We start from the raw sequence: 18,607 nt of genomic DNA, 5'->3' as shown, positions 1-18,607 counted from the left end.
CCCGCCCGTTAGTTAGATACAGACCGGGCACCGCTGTCGACCTTGCTGAGAATCACATTGAGGAGAAGGCACGCGGCCAAGAAAACAGCCACGCTTAAATAGGCGATTAAGAGGTTGGCCCCAATAACAATACCTAGGAGAGGAAGCGCCGCCGCCGTGGTTAAACCTATAATCGCTTGCCGGAGTGATCCTACTTTTCCAATCGCCTCACCTTCGACAGAGCCTTGTAGGAAACTAACTTGCTGACTCGAGGAGAGCGCCATCCCCGCCCCCAAAATGACAGCCCCCAAACAAGCACACACAGGGCCACCTGCACCCCATCCCACTCCTACAGCTATCACTGAGAGCCCCACGATTTGAATTACGTAACCCGCGGAAATCGTGCTGCGGAAAGGTCGTCTCTCTACCTGAAAGTACCTCCCCCCCCCGCAAAGGAAATTAACAGCGCCCCAAGGGCAAAAAGCCCGTCTAAAATACCCAGCCAAATCGTGTCATTAAAAACACTTTTAACCAGCGGAGCTAGAGCTACAGTGAACGCGGAAATGGTGACAAAATCGGCTCCCACGAGAAATAAGGCCATAAATTTAGACCAGCTAGCGAAATATCGCAGCACCTCAAACCAGTTAATTTGTGTTGGCTCCGACTGACTAACCGAGCGTTTAACTCGGGACTTCGCAAGCCACATCGCCACAGCAGAGGCCAGGAATGAACTTCCAGCTATGCCAAAAGCTAATTCCTCTCCCGCAGATGATAATGCGAATCCTCCAATTGCACCCCCGGCGATTTGTCCTGCTTGGACGGATACTGTCCATCTTAGGTTATATGCAACCAGATCATCTGTAGATACAGTTCGAGGCCCTGCTGCAAAAATCCCCGCCCGATAGAAAGGCCTAAAAATATTAATTGCTAGACCTAAGGCGATCCCCGCCGAACTTAGCGTCTCGGGAATAGCTAAGTAAATGAACAATGATACAGCGGCAAGTAACGAAGCCCACATACATAGCAATGCCGCGTTGAGCCGATCAGATAGACTACCTGCAATTGCGCCTAAAAGAATCGGTCCTACGTATTCGATAGTTACTACGGCCGTAAAGGCGCTAACGGATCCCGTTGCTTCAAACAGAGATTGTCCCAGAGCAATTGTGTAACAGCCCGACGCGAAATTGAAAGAGGCCGACCCCAACAAAAGCGAGGCCCCGGGAATGCGATGTAACTTCACTCTTTCTCCTTAGTTGCATGAGGAACTATTGTGTTAACAGCTTTTCGAGCGCGATATTGGGCTAAGCGGCCATCATTTGCAGTAGCAATCGCCCACGCCAAGCGCGTATAGCTACTTTGCTGCTCAACTTGTACCCAGTCCCCTATAGACAGAATTGTCCCTATATCGACTACTCCTTTGCACTGTTTAGCCTCGTCTATCCCAGACCACCCCGTAAGAACCCCAGAAGAATGCGGGAGTGAATATTGGCAACTAGCAGCGCGGCCGATTTGGGCATTCGGGAGATCATGAAGCCGATTAAGTAGATCGTCCACATAGAGATCCGTCAAATCTAAGCCAGTCGCATATTTCACTAAGTCTAAAATGCCATCACCCCCACCCCGCAAATGGGTTTCGACAATGTGCGGAACTCCCTGCCGATCAAGAATCACTTCGGTATGGAGCAATCCCCTTTTAATGCCCAGGTATTCGAGGGCCGATGCGGCTGCAGATCGTATAGTCCAAGCCTCCCCTTCAGTAATAGGGGCGGGGTGGACATGACCCGTTTCAATCACTCCAGCTGTTGTTTTAGCCGTCACCCCATGCCATTCACCTACGGATGAAAGGAGTGATTCAACACTGTATTCTGCCCCTATTTTGCGCTCTTCAACTAAATAACCTTCGAATTCAAAAGGGTCTTTCCCGATAACGCGCTGGACGCTATCTATGTCTGGCAAAACCTGGACCCCTACGCTGGCCCGCCCAGTAGATGGCTTTAATACCACGGAACCCTCAGGAGGATCTGTTATCCAAGAAACATCACCACCAACAACTACCCCATACCGCACTGAGCCTAGATTGGTGTTGGAAAGAATGTGACGCATCAAGACCTTGTCGACTGTAGCTTTCGCAGTCGACACCGAGGCGAAAGCAAGGCCTATCTTCTCTGCCAAACGGGCGCCAAGAACAACGGAATCATCGTGTAGGCACAGAATGGCGTCGAACGCTATCCCCTCGACTTGTTTGAGTACATACTTAAGTTGACTTAATTCGCGATTTGCAAGATGGCTAGCGTCTATTACTTTGAAATAGTGACTTGGGGGAAGCATGGTGTGATGTCGATGGGTCCGAACATGTACGAGTTGAACACCTCGAGACAGAGCCACACTATGAGCAGAAGCAATCCCACCTACTGCTAGAACAACAGTCATCGATCCTCCCACCAGGAAATTCCTCGCTGTGGATCAACAAGGGGAAGATCCGCAGTTCCGACGTTTTTGATTAGCTCGACAGCAGTTCCCGTCCACACTTCAGAATCACTGGATATGTAGTCGAGAACCATTTCTAGGGCGACGAAAGACGGGGCCCTTCCTATTAACCATGGATGTATGGTCAGGATGCCTGTGCCTCCATACTGGGCAATAGCAGAAAGATCATGGCACCACTTCTTCCCGAGATATTCCCCACTCACAGGCCGCGCAAAAGAGCGAGAAGTGCATAGTAAATAAGGTGCGTCATCTAAAGACCAGCTCACTGGCAATTCCACCAGCGGCTGGTCTCTCCCCTGTAGCAGGTACGGCGATTCTCTCCTCGCCATCGAGCTGTCATACAAAAGATTAGTAGAATTTAAGACCTCGAGAAGCTCTGCCGTCATTTGCCATTCGGGGGATCTGTAACCGCAGATGCGGTCCGCACCCGCTAGTTTTAACGAAAAAATCGTCTTCTGGAGATCGTCCCTAATCTCCTCTCTATTTTGCAAACGCGGCGGAGTATGACGCCACCCATGCGCTGCGACCTCATGGCCATCCGTATAAATATCTCGTACAATCTCGGGGAATTTTTCCGCTATTAGGCCAGGAACAAAAAACGTGGCTGAAATATCATGCTCGCGGAATGCTCTAAGAATACGCGGCAGGCCTACTTCCAAACCAAACATGCGTTGTTCTATTTCTTCGACGTATCTAGGCGCTTCGTCAATCGATAGTTCATCTAGCATCGGCGTCACAGCGTCTATGTCCACCGTTAGGAGTATGCGATTCATGCGCCAACCACCATAAAATCTCCGGATGCAGACCGGACCATTCGGTACCCTTTGCGCCTGTTCTCTATCTCGGCTCTGATCTGTGAAAAATTCTGCACGAGAATTAACGATACGTCCTCAATTAATTCATTCGGAGGAGTTTGAGAACATAAATCGAACGAAAGGATTAGTCGAAAACGGCCATCACGATAAGAAGCTACTTGAGTACATTGGAAACCCTCGGAAAACAGGTTCTGAAGAGAATTAGTATTTCGGGGTGATACTTGAGCAAGCAATCGTGAGGCGCCGACTTTTTCCGCTTCCTGAACCCTGATTCGGATTGCCTCGCGCTGCAGTCCACGACCCCGATAGTTGGGGTGAACCATTCCTGCAGCCAGTACCAAATCGCCCGGGCGAGGGGCACACACCTCAAATTCGCGTATTTCTCTGCTCCCATAGAGGTCAGTCGTTAATGCGCAATACGCTACTAGCGTATTATTTTCGAAGCTTCCGAACGACACCCCAAACTCTCCAAGATGCTCTCCAACAAACGACGTTTCATCATCTTCTCGCACATATTCATCAGGATGATTGAGATTTGAAAGAACGCAATCTCGAAGCTTTAAAATCGCCGAGGCATCATTTAGGTCCAATTTTTTCCACATTCACACTTCCTCCTCTAGATCTCGCAGCCATTCAGTGGTGCTATCTATCTCGTTAATCAAATCCTCAATAGTGATCTTTGCCTCTTCCACGCTTTCCGTCTCAAAGACAGCCCGAGCAAATTCACTATTCGTATGTGACATAAGGCTGAATTCTCCCCCCGGAGCAGCGATTTCACTCGTCACGATAGACGGGTGGTTCAATCGTTCAGGAGCACAAAGAAGCTTTCCCTCATGCGGAGAGACATGTAGCTGGCCCGCAAGTCTCTTTTGAGGATAGTCATCCATAGAAGTGGAAGTATCGCACTGAAGTCGTATTGATTCAGCAGCGATGTTCACCCCGTAGGACACCTCTATCTCCTCCGATATCGATCCCCCGCCGAGCCTGGCTCCTACCTCACTAAATACTGCTCCTTGATTTGTCCAAAAGGCTTCGAGGTGAAAAGCGCCGGTATAAGGGGGTAAAGCTTCCTCTATAGCTCTATGGGCCAAGGATGAAATTTCGACGCTTTTAGGATCATCCTGAGGCAAGATAATGGATCCTAAATATCCTCCTGCGAGGTAATCAAGATGGCTCCCGATATAGAGAGCTACCGCGCAAAACTGCACTTCCCCATCTTTACAAATACCGTCCACGCGGTATTGATCCCCGCTTATAAACGCTTCTACGATGACCCTTGAGGTATCACCCCGGTCGCTAAATGGTCCTTTTCGCAAGTACTTAATTAAGGCTTCAGGGTCTGCAAGGATTTCGACCCCCGATGATCCTCGGCCGTGGGGAGGCTTAACTACACACGGGTACCCCACTTCGTCTATAGCTTCCACAAGTTCCATCGCTGTCGTAACGACTCGATGTGCCGCCACAGGAATTCCTGTTTGAGCAACTCGGCTCTTCATTAAGACCTTGTCCCGAAAATACATAGCTTCTTGTGGCTGCAGGCCATCTATCCCATGGCGTCGTCGGAGTTCCGCTGCCCTGAGGATGTCAGCTTCGGCTAGTATAACTATTTTATCCAAACAAAATTGATCAATAGCTACTGAAGCCAATAGAGGGATTTCATCATTAGATGCATAGTTCTCAAACACTTTTAGGTCGGCAATTTGGCCCCGCTCAACATCAATATCATGTGACGTAAAAATTACCGACCCCTCTGGGAGAAGGCTTGTTAACCTAGCACTTCCCAATCGGTGAAGGACTTTTCCAGGAGACATGAGCAAAATCGGTTCAGTTGACATTAATTCTCCTTTTGAAGAGCTTTAACTGCCGAAAGGGCATTAGAGGCGGCATTCGGGCCGGCTGCTAGGGCGTAGCCTGTGCGTGTAGAGGAATCAATGATTTGATCCCTCCTTATAAGTTCTCTCCGAGACGGGTGCTTGACACGAATTAATCCCGGTATGACGGGGACCTCAGAATGGGAAGCCCAGGACATGAAAAAATAGCGGATTCTGAATATCGCGGCCCAGGTGCAGGTAGAGGGAGATCAAGAATTGCAAAAATAGTTTCTGTGGCCATGTGCCTCCCAGTGGTGAGCTCTGTGAGCTCCCAGATTTGATCTCCTCCGAATCGCGTATGAGTTTCAACAAGCCACACATCTTCACCATCAACCATTATCTCTGTATGACTAGGCCCTATCCTGTGTCCTATGGCGTCAAGAATGCTGGGTACGCGGCGTGAGATTTGGTCTTTTTGCTGCTCATTTAATTCTGCAGGTTGCCAGTGCCCCATCTCGACATAGCGGGGAGGGCCAGACGTGATTTTTTCCGTAATTTGAACAACTTCATGACTTCCATCCACTGTCATCGCTTCAACGCTGAATTCCCGCCCCGGCAAAACAGCTTCTACTAAGACTAGCAAGTCAGGGTTATCGAGAAGAGCCCAGCTATGCAAGCTCGAAATCTCAGCCAGATGGGCTCGGACCTCATCTTCGTTCTTCACACGTCGAACACCAGCACTCCCAGCTCCCGTGATCGGTTTTATCACCACACTTTCTTCCCCGAGTTCTTTCCAGAAAGCCAAAACCTCCTCTGGAGTTCCACACATCCGCCACGGACGCTGGGGAATATTTGCGTTGTCCAGGGCTTGCCTGGTTAGTGTCTTATCGCGAGCCGTGGAAACTGCGCACAGGGGGTTAGACCGAATGCCCAGCATATTCGCTACCCGAGCCGCAACTAGAATGACGGGCTCGAGGAAACACACCAACCCGGTAACAGGGTGCATCAGGTGAATGCTTCTTAAGACTTCGAGGAGTGTGTCTTCATTAATCTCCTCGACCTCAATATAGGAATCGACATATTTTTTCTGCCAATCAGTGGCCCTGTCGGCAGTTTGAATAAGTGTGATTTTCGTATTAGGTGGGGAAACCTTCGGCAAGCTCGAATCATTTCCACTGATAATAACCAGGTGTTTTTCCTGCATATCTAGACTCCTCAGCACTATATTTTGCAAAACTCTTTGTGCAAATTTTCCGCAATATGATTCGCTTGGCGATGAACCGCATCCAGCGCCGAGGTGACTAAAAGGCTTCCGGCTGTAGCTTGCCCCATAAGGAAAAGATTGTCCTGCATCTCACCATCAGAGCTAATGGCTCGGCCCGTGAAGTAATCCGACAGCCCCCTCCCCTCCGCATCCAATCCGATATGCCCTTCCGCCGCTAGCTGCCTCAAGAAGAAAGGGGCGTCTTCGTACTTTGCGGAAAAACCGGTTGCATTAATTAATCCCGCCGCCCCGATATCGCTCAAAATAGATCCCAGCTGGCGAGAATCCGCCCATACGCCTGCATGGAGAATAATCCGATCTTCCTCAATCATTTTTTTAATCTGACGCCAGCGCGCAAGAGGAACACGTACGCGGTATCGCGGCCATCCTGACCCGAGACCTTGCCTCAATGTGAAGCGCTCATCGACTGATAAGGATGCAAAAGCGGCATTCAACACATGATTCGTTTTACTAATCGTTCGATGACATGAAAGGTCTGCGGAATCACTGTAGGGATTTTGCCAATTACGAGTAATTCGACTTTCGTCATCGAAAGAAGCACGACTCATTCCGAATCTAGCAAGCTCAGCATCAAGAAGATCCAACACAGAGGAGGCAGAAAGACTGCCTGAATATTGAAGGCGGTCAAGATTATCCTCCGTAAGATATAGCGGGTCTAGCGTATCTTCATCGGATTCCACCTGCACCCAGGGTAAGCGCCCACTCGGGGAAAAAAGATGCACTGTAGCTGCCCTTTTCTCATAGACGCTAGCAATATCGATAGCAGTCAATCCCGACCCGAGCACTCCTATTGCGCTCGGGTTATCGAAAATTTGCAAAATTCTTTTCAGAGGGTAAGGAAATGGAATATAAGGAATTCCGCCAGTTTTAACAGAATTTTTTTATTCCACGTCCCAATAGATATCACCGCTTGATCTACTTCGACCTGGAATTTTCCCTCAGTAAGTACTTTAATTTTCCCCGGCGAAAAATTAACCTCTTTCGCTTTTTCGGGAACCAGACTGATTCGTAGACCATGCTCTTGCAATATCCGAATCGCATAAGAAAGAGCCTTAATTAAAAAGGTTCCGTACGCTTCACGAGGAAGAGGATTGCTATTAAAATCGGATAACTCAAACGGGCTCTGAGAAAAGTATCTATCAAGGGGATAAAAGGGCGGCGCTAAAGACGCGAGACGGGAGCGGCCCGTGTTAATAATCGCTTCCGCTACATCCCGGTTAAAAGCCAACCCTGCCCCTAAGCACTCAGGATCCTCGAACAGGAAAATTTCTCCCCCCGCCCAATCCGGAGAACTTAACTCCGCCAAGCGGCTGAGAAGGAATGTCCCTCCAGCCCCAACGCCTAAGATCGCTAGTCGCATAAACAATACCGATTCTTCTATAGGTGGATCCTTAATGCCACAAGAGTAGCACAGAGAGCTAGGTTAAAACCCTACTTTTATATAATATGAGTCACATTATCATTCCCCCTGACTCCACTTGCGGCTCAATACTTTCTCCAATGAGCGGACTCGCACCGACAGATACGGTCCGGTCATCGAGCTCTACGCCCCCTGTATAAGTATTTTCCAGGCGGATGTCTGGAGCTAACGACCGCCGTAGACACGTCTAACCCTGTAAATTCACCCCGGCAGAGCTTGGCAAACACACAGATGCTGAAAACCTTCGGCGACGTGGTGGGCCACCATACGCCTTGAAACGCCTAGCTCCTGGGATATTTCTTTCCATGCAGGAATCTGCCCGGTTTGATTAAATGCCTGTGACGCAATAACCAAGACTTGTGCACGCGCGTATTATTTCCGGGCGCCCGCTTTCGCTTATTAACTTCTTGCAGGTTTTCCGCTGGCTCTGGGCGTATTCTCCTTCGGGGTCTGTTTCCCACCTCTTGGCGGCTTTTTGGCCGCCTCTGCGGCCCATGGTGGACAGGGCCTTGCGTTGGCTTGTGGTGGCATAACGGGCGGTCGGTGTGCCGTAGGAGTCGGTCTTGCCCTGGGTGACATAACCACGCACCCGCCGGGCCATGGTTTGGCGATCGCACGGAAAGCCTGGGCCGGCTCCCGGCGTGCCTTGACCGTCTCGATGAGCTCGCGCCCACTGGAGAACTCCTGGCGGGGCGATACATGCTGGGGCTCGTCGGCCACCTCGCGCACCTCCCTGATAAAGTCGGACAACCGGTCAATACGGTGATGCTGCCGGTACCAGATATAGCGATCCGGGCTCTCACCCGTGTAGAAGGGGCTGCGGCTGAACCGGTGGGCGAAGTTCGGGTCGTGGCCCAAAAAACCGCCCAGAGTCCGGCTCGTCGCCGCCAGAAGTGCCATATTGGGCGATTTGCAGTCCCTGTCCGCATAGACCAGGTCAATCAACCACAAACACTGCGCCTTGCCGGTTAACCGGTTCTGTCCTGCGATTTGGAACGCTCGATTGGGTGACAATCATCTGCATTGAGCCGATAGACGCTATCTTCTCTACGATAGCTATGCGACCACTATCGCTCTCATCTGTGCGTTCACATTTTGCTCGCCCCGGGAGACTCAGTAGATAGCGTTCTTTTGTGTTCATTTCAGCATCATTCGCATCCACAATCGCCGCAGGAGTAGATGCTATTGCGTTTCTACTCACACTTGAAACGATAGAGAATGCGCTGGACTATTTGGACATGCTGCGATTCTCTACGTCAACTAGGAAGAGAGGTATCACAGTGGTATTCGAGGTCTTCGTAAGCGTCCCCCATGCAGGGCACTCCGAGCGTGACTCTGCACAAGCGGGACATCTTATTGATCAACGCCGCCGCCCATGCTCTCATCGGCAAGGCTGATGTCGTGGAGTTGCTCTTCGATGCGGAGCGCCGCGTGATGACTCTCCGGCCGGCCGCTCCGTCGCCGACGGCGTACCAGTTTCGAGGTCCATCCAGCTGGATTACAGTTCGCTGATTGGGCTGCGGTGCGGCAGCACACGTGGGCGCTTACCCGCAATATCTTCCACAAAGCGCACTACCTGGTTGGAGTAGCCATACTCGTTGTCGTACCAGACGTAGACCACCAGGTGCTTGGTGCCATTGGCAATCGTCGCCAAGCCATCAACCACACCGGCTTTCACGGAGCCGACGAAGTCCGAGGAGACCAATTCCGGATCATTGACGTAGTCCACCTGCTGGCGCAGGTTCGACAGCAGCGCCACCTTACGCAAATAATCGTTGACCTCGTCCTTGGTCACCTCGGTTTCCAATTCCAGGTTCAACACCGCCATCGAAACGTTCGGGGTAGGAACGCGGATGGCATTACCGGTGAGCTTTCCTTCAAATTCCGGCAAAGCCTTTGATACCGCTTTCGCAGCACCAGTTTCGGTCAGCACCATATTCAGACCCGCAGCGCGGCCACGACGGTCACCCTTGTGGTAGTTGTCGATCAGGTTTTGATCGTTGGTAAACGAGTGGGCGGTTTCGACGTGGCCGTGCGCGACGCCGTAGCGAGCGCCCAGTGCCTTGAGCACTGGAGTAATGCCGTTGGTGGTACACGATGCGGCGGACAACACCTTGTCATCATCAGTAACGCTATTTTCGTTAATTCCAAAGACCACGTTCGGGATATCGCCTTTGCCCGGCGCCGTCAGCAAGACACGGTCTGCACCCTTGGCCTCCAGGTGCTGCGACAAGCCCTTGCGATCACGCCATGCGCCGGTGTTGTCGACGACAATAGCGTTGTTGATGCCGTAGGAGGTGTAGTCGATTTCCTGTGGCGCGTTGGCGTAGATAACCTGGATCTTGGTGCCGTTTGCCCAGATGATGTTGTTTTCTTCATCCACGGAAATGGTGCCGTTGAATTCGCCATGCACGGAATCACGGCGCAGCAGCGAGGCGCGTTTAATGATGTCGCCGTCGCCTTTGGAGCGCACGACAATCGCACGCAGACGCACACCGCCATAGGATGCTTCGCGCTCGACGAGAATGCGCGCGAGCAGGCGGCCGATGCGGCCGAAACCGTAGAGCACGACGTCGGTCGGTTCTTTCACGTTGGTGCGGCCACCGATGACTTCCTCCAGTTCGGAGTGCAGGTAGTCAGCAAGATCAGTAGCACCGGATTGTGCAAATCCAACGGCCAAACGCCCGACGTCGATCGATGCAGTACCCAAATCCATCGAAGTGAGTTCGCGCAGCACCGGCAGGGTTTGCTCCAGCGGCAAGTCTTCTTCGATGACCTGGTGCGCGCGCTCGTGGGCCTTGATGATGTCGATGTCGGTGACGCTAATCAGCAGACGACCAAAAATAGAGGTCACAACGTTGTTGTTGCGGTGCAGCGAGCTGATCAGCGGGATCATCTCCTGTGCCAGCGCGATGCGTTCATTCCAGTTGTCGTGTCCTACCTCGGCGGGCTGATTCACAGTCATCTTCCTTTACGCGGGGGTATCGGGGTGCAAAATTACAACCCACATCCTACCCCGATTTTGGTTACTACCCCCGTAATTGGGCAAGAATGTCGGCCACGCTGCCCTGACCGATCTTGTCGACGTCGTCGCCAACCAAGCAATATGCCACCCGCGGATCATTCTCTTGTCGCAGTGGCGCCAGCAATGAGTTCAACAGCGGATACATCGCCGGCACGTCATCGTGGTGTTCACGGATAAATTCCGTCTCGAGGCCACGTGCCACCCGGCCAGACAATGCCCGGGTCGCTACCGAGGTACCCCCGGAATGCAACAAAGCACGGTTGAAATCACTGGTGCCGGCCTCGTCGGCAAGCAAAAATGCCGAACCACAACTCACCGCTTTTACCCGCGGAAGCTGCAACAACTCGCGGGCATCGTCAGCAGTACGCACCCCACCAGAGGCCACCAGTTGCGTATTCACGCCAGCCATCGACATCGTCTCAATCAGATCAACCAACCCCAGCCCGGAAGGCTGCTCATCTACCGACCACGTTGCGCGGTGCCCACCGGCTGCCGGGCCTTGCACGACCACAACGTCGGCACCCGCGTTTTGTGCACTCAACGCGTCTTCAATACTGGTGACGGTCACCCACGCCTCGATACCTGCCTCATGCAGACGGCTGATTTCCGCAGCGCTAAAACACCCGAACGTCGAGCTGACCACCGCCGGTGGATTATCGGCAGATATGACAGCATCCAGCTTGTCCTGCCAACCATTGGTGTAATCCGGATCCGCGAGTTGTTCCGCTACACCGTAGTCGCGCTGTAATTGTTGATGAAACCTGCTGATCTCTTCAGTAATTTCCACAGGGGTTTGTGGGGCAAATAAGTTCACCCCGTAACGCACCCCCGAATCAATGCTGGCAAGCATGCTCTGCACGCGATCTACCGGAGTGGTTCCGAACGCCAGAAAACCGAAGGATCCGGCGTTATCGGCCGCGGTGACAAGCTGCGGTGTGGACGGACCACCTGCCATCGGAGCAATCAGGATGCGCGATTCCAACTGGCGTAATAATTCCGACATACCTGCCAGGCTAATGCAGATCGGGCACATGCGGCAGTCAGTAGAGAAAATACGCGCAATAATGAGACACTGGGCGGGTGAATATTGTGCGCAACTTGTTATCGAAAGTATTCGGCCGCAATGCCGACGGTGATGGTGACCCAGTCGCTAACCCTGCCGACGGTGGCTATCAAAGGGCCACGAGCCAACAGCCGGTGTTAAATCTCGCAGAGGTCACAGCCGAGTGGCTAATCGTCGGCTTGGGTAATCCGGGGCAAAAATATGCGGCCACGCGCCACAACGTGGGCTATATGGTGGTCGATGATTTGCTCGCTGAATCCGGTGAGACCCTGCAGCCTATTAAGGACGTGCAGGCTTTCGGCGCCACCATCGTCGCAGGCAAGAACACCGCCCTGGTGCTGCGGACTGCCAGTTTTATGAACAATTCTGGCCCTGCGATTGCCGAGGTTGCGCAGCGTTTAGACATTCCCGCCGAGCGAGTGCTGCTTATTCACGATGAATTAGATCTGAAAGAGCACAAAATCCGCCTCAAACAAGGCGGAAATGAAGCCGGACATAACGGACTAAAATCGACGACTGAGCACCTGGGCACCCGCGATTATCCCCGCGTACGTATGGGGGTGGGCCGCCCTGGCAAAGGAAACGACATCATTGCCTGGGTTCTGGGCCCAGTACCAGCAGGGGCTGGTTTTGATGAGTTTATTGCCACCGGCGCCGAGGCTGCCCGACTGATCGTGGCCCACGGGCTAGGCGCCGCGCAAAACGAGATTCATTCTCGCTAATTAGCTTTTAGCACCAGCCTGGGTGACCTGATCCAAAATCTTGTCCAACCCAGCTTTTTCTGCTTCGGATGCGCGGAATTCACCGTTGGCATCTTCTGGGTATGCAGTGTTCAGGTCGATGTTGACATCTTCGTCGGCAAGCTGCATAGCCAACATGCCACTGACGACGGTACGCCAAGTTGCCGTCGAGCCCTTACCAGCCTGCGAGTAACCGTAGCCGACGAAGCCGATTGGCTTGCCCTGCCATTCTTGGCCGAGCTGGTCGAAGGCATTTTTCATTGGGCCAGGTACAGTACCGTTATATTCCGGAGTCACAAAAACGAAACCGTCGTACTGGGCGATGACTTTGGCCCACTGCTGGGTCTTAGGATCACCGTATTCGCCATTGGCCATGGCCGGGACGGTATCTGCGGCCAAAAATGGCAGGTCATGATCCTGCAGGTCGATGATCTCGTAGTTGTGGCCGTCATTGCGGTGAGATGCATGCTCGTGCACCCAGTGGCCAATCGCTTCACCAGCGCGGCCTGCACGGATCGAACCAATAAAGACACCAATATTCACGATTACCTCCTAGAAATAATGAAGTTGATACAACAACAATAAAACGCCCTTGGTTGACCTGTCAACAATATCTTCTTGGTCTCCGTGAAAACCCGATCCACCTCGGCACGCACATCACCAAACCATTAGACTGTTCAACCATGACCACTGCTGTTTCCTCCCCTGCCCACGAGGCCTCGCGCCGCCGCACCTTTGCTGTGATCGCCCACCCCGACGCGGGTAAATCGACCCTGACCGAGGCGCTGGCGCTACATGCACACATCATCACCGAAGCTGGCGCGGTGCACGGCAAAGGAAACCGCAAAGCGACTGTGTCTGACTGGATGGACATGGAAAAAGACCGCGGGATTTCCGTGGCCTCTTCCGCTCTGCAATTCAACTATTCCCCGGAAGGCCACGACGGCGAACCGTATGTAATCAACCTGGTCGATACCCCCGGACACGCGGATTTTTCGGAAGATACCTACCGCGTTCTCACCGCCGTCGACGCCGCAGTCATGCTCATCGACGCTGCCAAGGGCCTGGAGCCGCAAACGTTGAAACTGTTCCGTGTGTGTAAAGCTCGCGGTTTGCCGATTATCACGGTGATCAACAAGTGGGACCGGGTTGGCCGCGAGCCTTTGGAGCTTGTCGACGAAATCGTCAACGAGATTCAGCTCCAGCCCACACCGCTATACTGGCCGGTCGGCGAAGCCGGTGACTTCCGCGGGCTCGCCCACATTAACGACGACGGTGAAGCTGACAATTACATCCACTTCATCCGCACCGCCGGTGGTTCCACCATCGCACCGGAAGAGCACTACTCACCGGAGCAAGCCGGCGAAAAAGAAGCCGAGGCTTGGGAAACGGCAGTGGAAGAAGCCGAGCTTTTGGCTGCCGATGGCGCGCTACACGATCAAGACCTATTCGAACAGTGTGTGACCTCGCCGTTGATTTTCGCCTCCGCGATGTTGAATTTCGGCGTGCACCAAATTTTGGACACGTTGTGCGCAATCGCCCCAGAACCAGGTAGTCGCGAGTGCGACCCCAAGGTAATGGAAAAGGCCACCGGCGCCATCGCCGAAACCCGCGAGGTGGACGACGATTTCGCCGGTGTCGTGTTCAAAGTTCAAGCCGGCATGGACCGCAACCACCGCGACACCCTAGCCTTCATGCGCGTGGTCTCTGGCATCTTCGAACGCGGCATGCAGGTCACACACGCCCAATCTGGACGCAGCTTCTCGACGAAATACGCACTAACGGTGTTCGGCCGCACCCGCGATACCGTCGAAGCCGCCTATCCTGGCGATATCGTCGGATTGGTCAACGCGGGATCGCTGGCTCCCGGCGATACCATTTATTCGGGCAAGAAGATCCAGTTCCGCCCGATGCCACAGTTTGCTCCGGAAAGTTTCCAAACCCTGCGGGCCAAATCACTGGGCAAATACAAGCAATTCCGCAAAGGGCTGGAGCAACTGGATGCCGAGGGCGTCGTCCAGATCCTGCGCAACGAACTCCGCGGCGACGCTGCCCCTGTGATGGCAGCCGTTGGCCCGATGCAGTTCGAAGTCATGCAGGCCCGCATGGAGGTCGAATATAACGTGGAAACCGTCGTCGAGCCCGTGCCCTATTCGGTAGCACGACGCACCGATGCGGCCTCAGCTGAAGAACTAGGCCGCCAGCGCGGAGTGGAAATTTTCACCCGCACCGACGGCGAATTGATAGCGCTGTTTGACGATAAATGGAAGCTCGCGTTCGTGCAAAAAGAACACCCAGAGCTGACCATGGAGCCGTTGGTAGCTGATTAGCTATCGGCCCACGCTGCGTTTAAATCACCTAGTAGAGGTCGACCGCCCGCAAGTCAATACTGCCATCACCAGTGATTTCTAATTGGCTAATCGGGCGGTTCTTTACTGTTTCCGGCAAGCTAATCCTTAAGGTGCGTATCCAGTATTCGCCGTTGCTGGTTTCCGTGGTGGTATCTTTCAGTACCGGGTTGGGTGCCGGCACTGGTATTTGCTGTCGGGAACCATCGTCCATGATCGCGGTAACTTCCAGCTTGGTTTCTTTCTTCCCGTCTTCCCGGCTGCCAGTAGGCATCATGTGCATGCTCAAAGTTTCGGCACCCGCAGAACTCACCGGAACCACTACGGGGGATTTAGTCAATTGCACGCGGGCATTGACAGAAGCGGAATTAACGATTCCCATGTCCACGAAATCACAGCGGTCGTCATACTGCACCGGATTCATAGACGGATAAATCCGACAGAACTCGGCCTCACTTCCCGGCAGTTGCGCTTCTGGTTCTGAAGCAATCCATTGTTCTGCAGCGGCCGGGGTGGCAGCATACACGCTCGCTTCTCTGCCTGCGAGCTCGGCGGGTAGCTCGTCATCAGCCTGCAATGGATACGGCCCGTCTTGGCCACGGAGAGTTTGATCAAACCAAAGCCGGAGAGCTTCTGCTAAAAATTCCTCATGCTCTGCAGCACCACTGTCGCTAATTTCGCCATCATCGATGCGGTCATCAAATTCCCGCTGAGATAAAACGCGGTTAATGTAGTTGTGCCCAAGCCCTGACACAATAAAGTTTAAAGCAGCCGTGTTTCTGTCTTGCCCCACGTATTCCGGTAACCAGTCAGCTGCGGCCTGGGAAGTATCCTCATCTGCTTGCCCATCAATGGTCAAAGTAAGCACATCGGCGGGAGCTGGGGAAAAATTATCTTCTGGAAATTCTGGCACATGGTAGAACCCGCCATAGCTGGCCAAAGATACCTCAGGCCACATTTCTGCAGCCTTATTTCCTAGCAATGCAGAACGCGAGTGCATAAACACACCCGTGCGAGAAAAATCTGTCATGCCCGCAAGGCTGTCATCTAAGTGCTGCGACTGGCCCTGGTTCGCTGCCTCCAGTTCCCCACGAATGGCACCTACCACACCCGCCCAGGCTTCCACCTGGTCGTATGGTTGCGTGGGGCTTTCTGGCGCCCACAACGGCCCTAAATCAGGAACGACGACGGTGTAGCCGGCCTCTGCGAGATCTTCTGCCAAATAGTGCATTCCGCGATCTGCCCGTACGTCATCTACCCCATCTGCGCACGGATAGACGAAAGTATCGTCAGCGCAATTAAATGTGCGTAAATGGTTTACTACCACCAGCGGAGCATTGCTGTGCCCCGCCGTTGTCACGCTGCCGCGGACGGGTAAATGTGTCTCTGGAGAAACCTGGTAATCTTCCAGCGCAAATTCATAGGTGGTGGCGGTTGTTTTTTCCGTGGCCGTGGTAGTTTCTGCAGCCGTATTCTGCCCCGTTGTTGCCTGTTCTGGCGCTGCCTTCAGCGCGTCATCAGCATCAGACGGAGCCGAACAGGCCCCGAGCAACAAAGTAGTACCTGTCAACACAGCTAAAATACTCGAACGCATGACAGACAATTCTACCGGCACGGTGGGTTCCGGTCGTTTTTACCGGGCAAGGCCAGGAAGTCATCAACTCACGGTAATCAGAATCCGATAGCGCGCAGAGCCTGATCGTAATCGTCCTGAGTGACCTCAACCTTGGAACAATCCTGGGGGACATAAATGTCCAGACGTGGCTCACCTGGCTTACCATCGAAGCGGGCACGACAATCCGCAGCCTGCTGCGGGGTTGTTAGACCATAATTTAAGGCATTGTAATGTTTGTTATCCACGTTCTTCAGCAACGCCACCAATGCGCGGAGGTTGCTTGGCTGATTACCGCTCGGGTCGTTCCGGAGCACGGAGCTGCCAATAGACAGCGCCGAGCTGAGCTGATTCAACACTGGATTGTGCTGAGCCGAGGACGATTGCACCAGTTGTTTCTGCACAGGCGTCGCTTGAGCAACCCCGCTGCTTCCCAGGCCCGCCAGCGCAAGCACAGCCAAACTTGCAGTGAACATTTTCTTCATGAATACCCCTTGTCTATTTACATGATGCAACATTTCATGCTGCACCATTGAATCCATTCGTGCAGCTAAGATTTTATATAGCTCTACCTAATAATACCTAGGTGCGCCTTTTATGATTTGCCTCACATTGAGAGCAAATGCTTAGGAACAAATACCCAGGGCACTTCACCAGAACAATGTAGCCGTGGAAGATAATTCTTAGACTAAGTTCGTTTTCCTTTAACCGGTCAGGAATTCTTCCCATTGCGGCCATTCTTTTTCCGTTTGGATCTGGCCCATCCGGTAGCTGTGCAGCAGCTTTTCGGCATCGCGTTCCGTTGATTCCACAGACAAATCCGTCGGAAAGAACAATTGCGCACGGCCTTGTTTCTCCAAAGTAAGCAGGCGATCTTTCGCGGCATTGTATTTATCCGGTCGTTCAATCATGGCTTTTGCCACGGCTGGGTGTTTAAAAAATGCTCGACGCAAAAAGCCCTCACGCTGCGTGGCTGGGCGCACATAATCGCGAGGTTTCGTCGCCAAGAAAAGAATCTTTCTAAAACCAGCCTTTTCGGCCTCGTCAATGACGATGCCACCGGAATCTCCCAATGCACCATCGACAAACGGCACATCATCGATCAAGCGCATCGGCATGATCAGCGGCAGTGTGGATGAGGCACGTACGCGCATCATCAGATCCGGCAAGCTTGTCATGTCCTGTCTGCCCCAGTTGACGGTCTCTCCGGTATCGGCACGCGTGGCACTGATGCAGACTTGTGCCGACGATTCCGTGAACGTTTTCCATTCAAACGGGAGATCTTTGTCGGCAGCTTTTTCGTAGATAAATTCTGCATTGAAATATCCCCGACCGCGCAAGAAATGACTCACCCCACCAAACGAGGGGTTGTTCGCAAAATCCGTAAACGAACTACGGGCGCGTTCTTTATCACCAGAAAGGAAATTCACGGTGTGTGAGGCACCCGCTGATACACCACCGACCCAGCCAAATTGCACTTGCTTTTCCAGCAGGTGCACAATGCTGGCGGCGGTATAGGAATTACGCATTCCCCCGCCTTCAATCACTAAAGCTGTATCTCGTGCGTCGATCATCTTTGCCCATAATAGTCGCGAGCTCGTGAAATTGTGACTAAAAGTGATTCACCGTTAACCGGTTAGAATGACCGCATGGGACTATTCGACCTGCTACGCGGTTCTGCTAAGCCCGCTCTCACCCAGCTTCCGGATACTGCACGCCATGTAGGCGTCGATAAGCTGGCAGTACACACGGCAGAAGAAATGGTGATCATCACAGGATCGGTGCAGGTAGCAGACATCATTCTGGATGCCGCCCACAATAATCACGCCGCGGTGGTTGCGGGACCCAACGCGCAGATTGTACTAGTGCCGACGAAAACTGATGATCTGCCGGTACACGACCCCAACAATGGTTGGCTGCTTCCACTAAGCCCCGCGCTCCGTTCTGCAATCACCCAGCGCTTGGCACCCAAACCATGTGAACTGGAACTGACCGAACGCGTCGGCATAATTATTGAATAAA

18 protein-coding genes are annotated in these 18,607 nt (G+C 52.9%); 3 read left to right on the top strand and 15 right to left on the bottom strand.

Features of this window, described 5'->3' with window-relative positions; genetic code table 11:
• Positions 1–403 precede the first annotated feature (403 nt).
• From ACP8MI_RS03690 to ACP8MI_RS03640, 11 genes are all read right to left on the bottom strand, one after another.
• The gene (locus tag ACP8MI_RS03690) at positions 404–1,219 is read right to left on the bottom strand and encodes an MFS transporter (protein WP_490290712.1); all 816 of its coding nucleotides are present in this window, start codon (positions 1,217–1,219) and stop codon (positions 404–406) included.
• A complete protein-coding gene (locus tag ACP8MI_RS03685; protein WP_082150607.1) occupies positions 1,216–2,409 on the bottom strand; it encodes an ATP-grasp domain-containing protein in 1,194 nt (397 codons plus the stop codon). Before ACP8MI_RS03685 ends, ACP8MI_RS03690 begins: the two co-directional genes overlap by 4 nt.
• Complete coding sequence (locus ACP8MI_RS03680) at positions 2,406–3,218, bottom strand: polysaccharide deacetylase family protein (RefSeq protein ID WP_161796705.1); 813 nt, start codon at positions 3,216–3,218, stop codon at positions 2,406–2,408. The genes ACP8MI_RS03685 and ACP8MI_RS03680 overlap by 4 nt, the downstream gene beginning before the upstream one ends.
• A gap of 17 nt (positions 3,219–3,235) precedes the next feature.
• Positions 3,236–3,883 (bottom strand): GNAT family N-acetyltransferase, encoded by a 648-nt coding sequence (locus tag ACP8MI_RS03675; RefSeq protein ID WP_284589908.1) that lies wholly within the window; start codon positions 3,881–3,883, stop codon positions 3,236–3,238.
• The gene (locus ACP8MI_RS03670; protein WP_490290711.1) at positions 3,884–5,116 is read right to left on the bottom strand and encodes an ATP-grasp domain-containing protein; all 1,233 of its coding nucleotides are present in this window, start codon (positions 5,114–5,116) and stop codon (positions 3,884–3,886) included.
• Positions 5,117–5,264: 148 nt separating this feature from the next.
• Positions 5,265–6,296 (bottom strand): ATP-grasp domain-containing protein, encoded by a 1,032-nt coding sequence (locus ACP8MI_RS03665; protein ID WP_049167877.1) that lies wholly within the window; start codon positions 6,294–6,296, stop codon positions 5,265–5,267.
• 17 nt (positions 6,297–6,313) lie between these two features.
• A complete protein-coding gene (locus ACP8MI_RS03660) occupies positions 6,314–7,057 on the bottom strand; it encodes an FAD/NAD(P)-binding protein (protein ID WP_152680551.1) in 744 nt (247 codons plus the stop codon).
• Between the two features lie 146 nt (positions 7,058–7,203).
• The gene (locus tag ACP8MI_RS03655) at positions 7,204–7,737 is read right to left on the bottom strand and encodes an FAD/NAD(P)-binding protein (protein ID WP_049167879.1); all 534 of its coding nucleotides are present in this window, start codon (positions 7,735–7,737) and stop codon (positions 7,204–7,206) included.
• Positions 7,738–8,196: 459 nt separating this feature from the next.
• Complete coding sequence (locus ACP8MI_RS03650; RefSeq protein ID WP_236588370.1) at positions 8,197–8,742, bottom strand: replication initiation protein; 546 nt, start codon at positions 8,740–8,742, stop codon at positions 8,197–8,199.
• Between the two features lie 553 nt (positions 8,743–9,295).
• Positions 9,296–10,762, bottom strand: a complete 1,467-nt coding sequence (locus tag ACP8MI_RS03645) for a glyceraldehyde-3-phosphate dehydrogenase (protein ID WP_018121259.1) — start codon at positions 10,760–10,762, stop codon at positions 9,296–9,298.
• Between the two features lie 64 nt (positions 10,763–10,826).
• Positions 10,827–11,825, bottom strand: coding sequence for a nitronate monooxygenase (locus ACP8MI_RS03640; protein ID WP_018121258.1), 999 nt, complete (start codon positions 11,823–11,825; stop codon positions 10,827–10,829).
• Between the two features lie 77 nt (positions 11,826–11,902).
• Here ACP8MI_RS03640 and pth point away from each other — a divergent pair, with 77 nt between their 5' ends.
• Positions 11,903–12,607: an aminoacyl-tRNA hydrolase gene (gene pth / locus ACP8MI_RS03635; protein WP_018121257.1), complete on the top strand. Its 705-nt coding sequence runs from the start codon at positions 11,903–11,905 to the stop codon at positions 12,605–12,607.
• On the opposite strand, the gene ACP8MI_RS03630 is transcribed toward pth, so the two are convergent.
• Positions 12,608–13,168, bottom strand: a complete 561-nt coding sequence (locus tag ACP8MI_RS03630) for an NADPH-dependent FMN reductase (RefSeq protein WP_018121256.1) — start codon at positions 13,166–13,168, stop codon at positions 12,608–12,610.
• A gap of 140 nt (positions 13,169–13,308) precedes the next feature.
• Here ACP8MI_RS03630 and ACP8MI_RS03625 point away from each other — a divergent pair, with 140 nt between their 5' ends.
• Positions 13,309–14,955, top strand: a complete 1,647-nt coding sequence (locus ACP8MI_RS03625) for a peptide chain release factor 3 (protein ID WP_337891837.1) — start codon at positions 13,309–13,311, stop codon at positions 14,953–14,955.
• A 28-nt stretch (positions 14,956–14,983) separates the two neighbouring features.
• Here ACP8MI_RS03625 and ACP8MI_RS03620 read toward each other — a convergent pair whose 3' ends face one another.
• From ACP8MI_RS03620 to ACP8MI_RS03610, 3 genes are all read right to left on the bottom strand, one after another.
• Entirely contained in the window at positions 14,984–16,567 is a 1,584-nt protein-coding gene (locus ACP8MI_RS03620) for an alpha/beta hydrolase (RefSeq protein WP_337891838.1), read from the bottom strand.
• Positions 16,568–16,644: 77 nt separating this feature from the next.
• Positions 16,645–17,070: a hypothetical protein gene (locus tag ACP8MI_RS03615; protein WP_018121253.1), complete on the bottom strand. Its 426-nt coding sequence runs from the start codon at positions 17,068–17,070 to the stop codon at positions 16,645–16,647.
• A 219-nt stretch (positions 17,071–17,289) separates the two neighbouring features.
• Entirely contained in the window at positions 17,290–18,159 is an 870-nt protein-coding gene (locus ACP8MI_RS03610; RefSeq protein WP_026168021.1) for a patatin-like phospholipase family protein, read from the bottom strand.
• A gap of 75 nt (positions 18,160–18,234) precedes the next feature.
• Here ACP8MI_RS03610 and ACP8MI_RS03605 point away from each other — a divergent pair, with 75 nt between their 5' ends.
• A complete protein-coding gene (locus ACP8MI_RS03605) occupies positions 18,235–18,606 on the top strand; it encodes a hypothetical protein (RefSeq protein ID WP_018121251.1) in 372 nt (123 codons plus the stop codon).
• Position 18,607: the final 1 nt, after the last annotated feature.

The sequence above is a fragment of the Corynebacterium sp. LaCa_70 genome (assembly GCF_058182015.1).
The sequence above is the reverse complement of the archived record's forward strand: the minus strand, read 5'-3'. Positions and strand labels throughout refer to the sequence as shown.

Coding starts and splice junctions, on each gene's coding strand:
- ACP8MI_RS03685 (WP_082150607.1), bottom strand. CDS start 2,409: ATGACTGTTGTTCTAGCAGTAGGTGGGATTGCTTCTGCTCATAGTGTG.
- ACP8MI_RS03675 (WP_284589908.1), bottom strand. CDS start 3,883: ATGTGGAAAAAATTGGACCTAAATGATGCCTCGGCGATTTTAAAGCTT.
- ACP8MI_RS03670 (WP_490290711.1), bottom strand. CDS start 5,116: ATGTCAACTGAACCGATTTTGCTCATGTCTCCTGGAAAAGTCCTTCAC.
- ACP8MI_RS03665 (WP_049167877.1), bottom strand. CDS start 6,296: ATGCAGGAAAAACACCTGGTTATTATCAGTGGAAATGATTCGAGCTTG.
- ACP8MI_RS03655 (WP_049167879.1), bottom strand. CDS start 7,737: ATGCGACTAGCGATCTTAGGCGTTGGGGCTGGAGGGACATTCCTTCTC.
- ACP8MI_RS03645 (WP_018121259.1), bottom strand. CDS start 10,762: ATGACTGTGAATCAGCCCGCCGAGGTAGGACACGACAACTGGAATGAA.
- ACP8MI_RS03640 (WP_018121258.1), bottom strand. CDS start 11,825: ATGTCGGAATTATTACGCCAGTTGGAATCGCGCATCCTGATTGCTCCG.
- ACP8MI_RS03625 (WP_337891837.1), top strand. CDS start 13,309: ATGACCACTGCTGTTTCCTCCCCTGCCCACGAGGCCTCGCGCCGCCGC.
- ACP8MI_RS03620 (WP_337891838.1), bottom strand. CDS start 16,567: ATGCGTTCGAGTATTTTAGCTGTGTTGACAGGTACTACTTTGTTGCTC.
- ACP8MI_RS03615 (WP_018121253.1), bottom strand. CDS start 17,070: ATGAAGAAAATGTTCACTGCAAGTTTGGCTGTGCTTGCGCTGGCGGGC.
- ACP8MI_RS03610 (WP_026168021.1), bottom strand. CDS start 18,159: ATGATCGACGCACGAGATACAGCTTTAGTGATTGAAGGCGGGGGAATG.
- ACP8MI_RS03605 (WP_018121251.1), top strand. CDS start 18,235: ATGGGACTATTCGACCTGCTACGCGGTTCTGCTAAGCCCGCTCTCACC.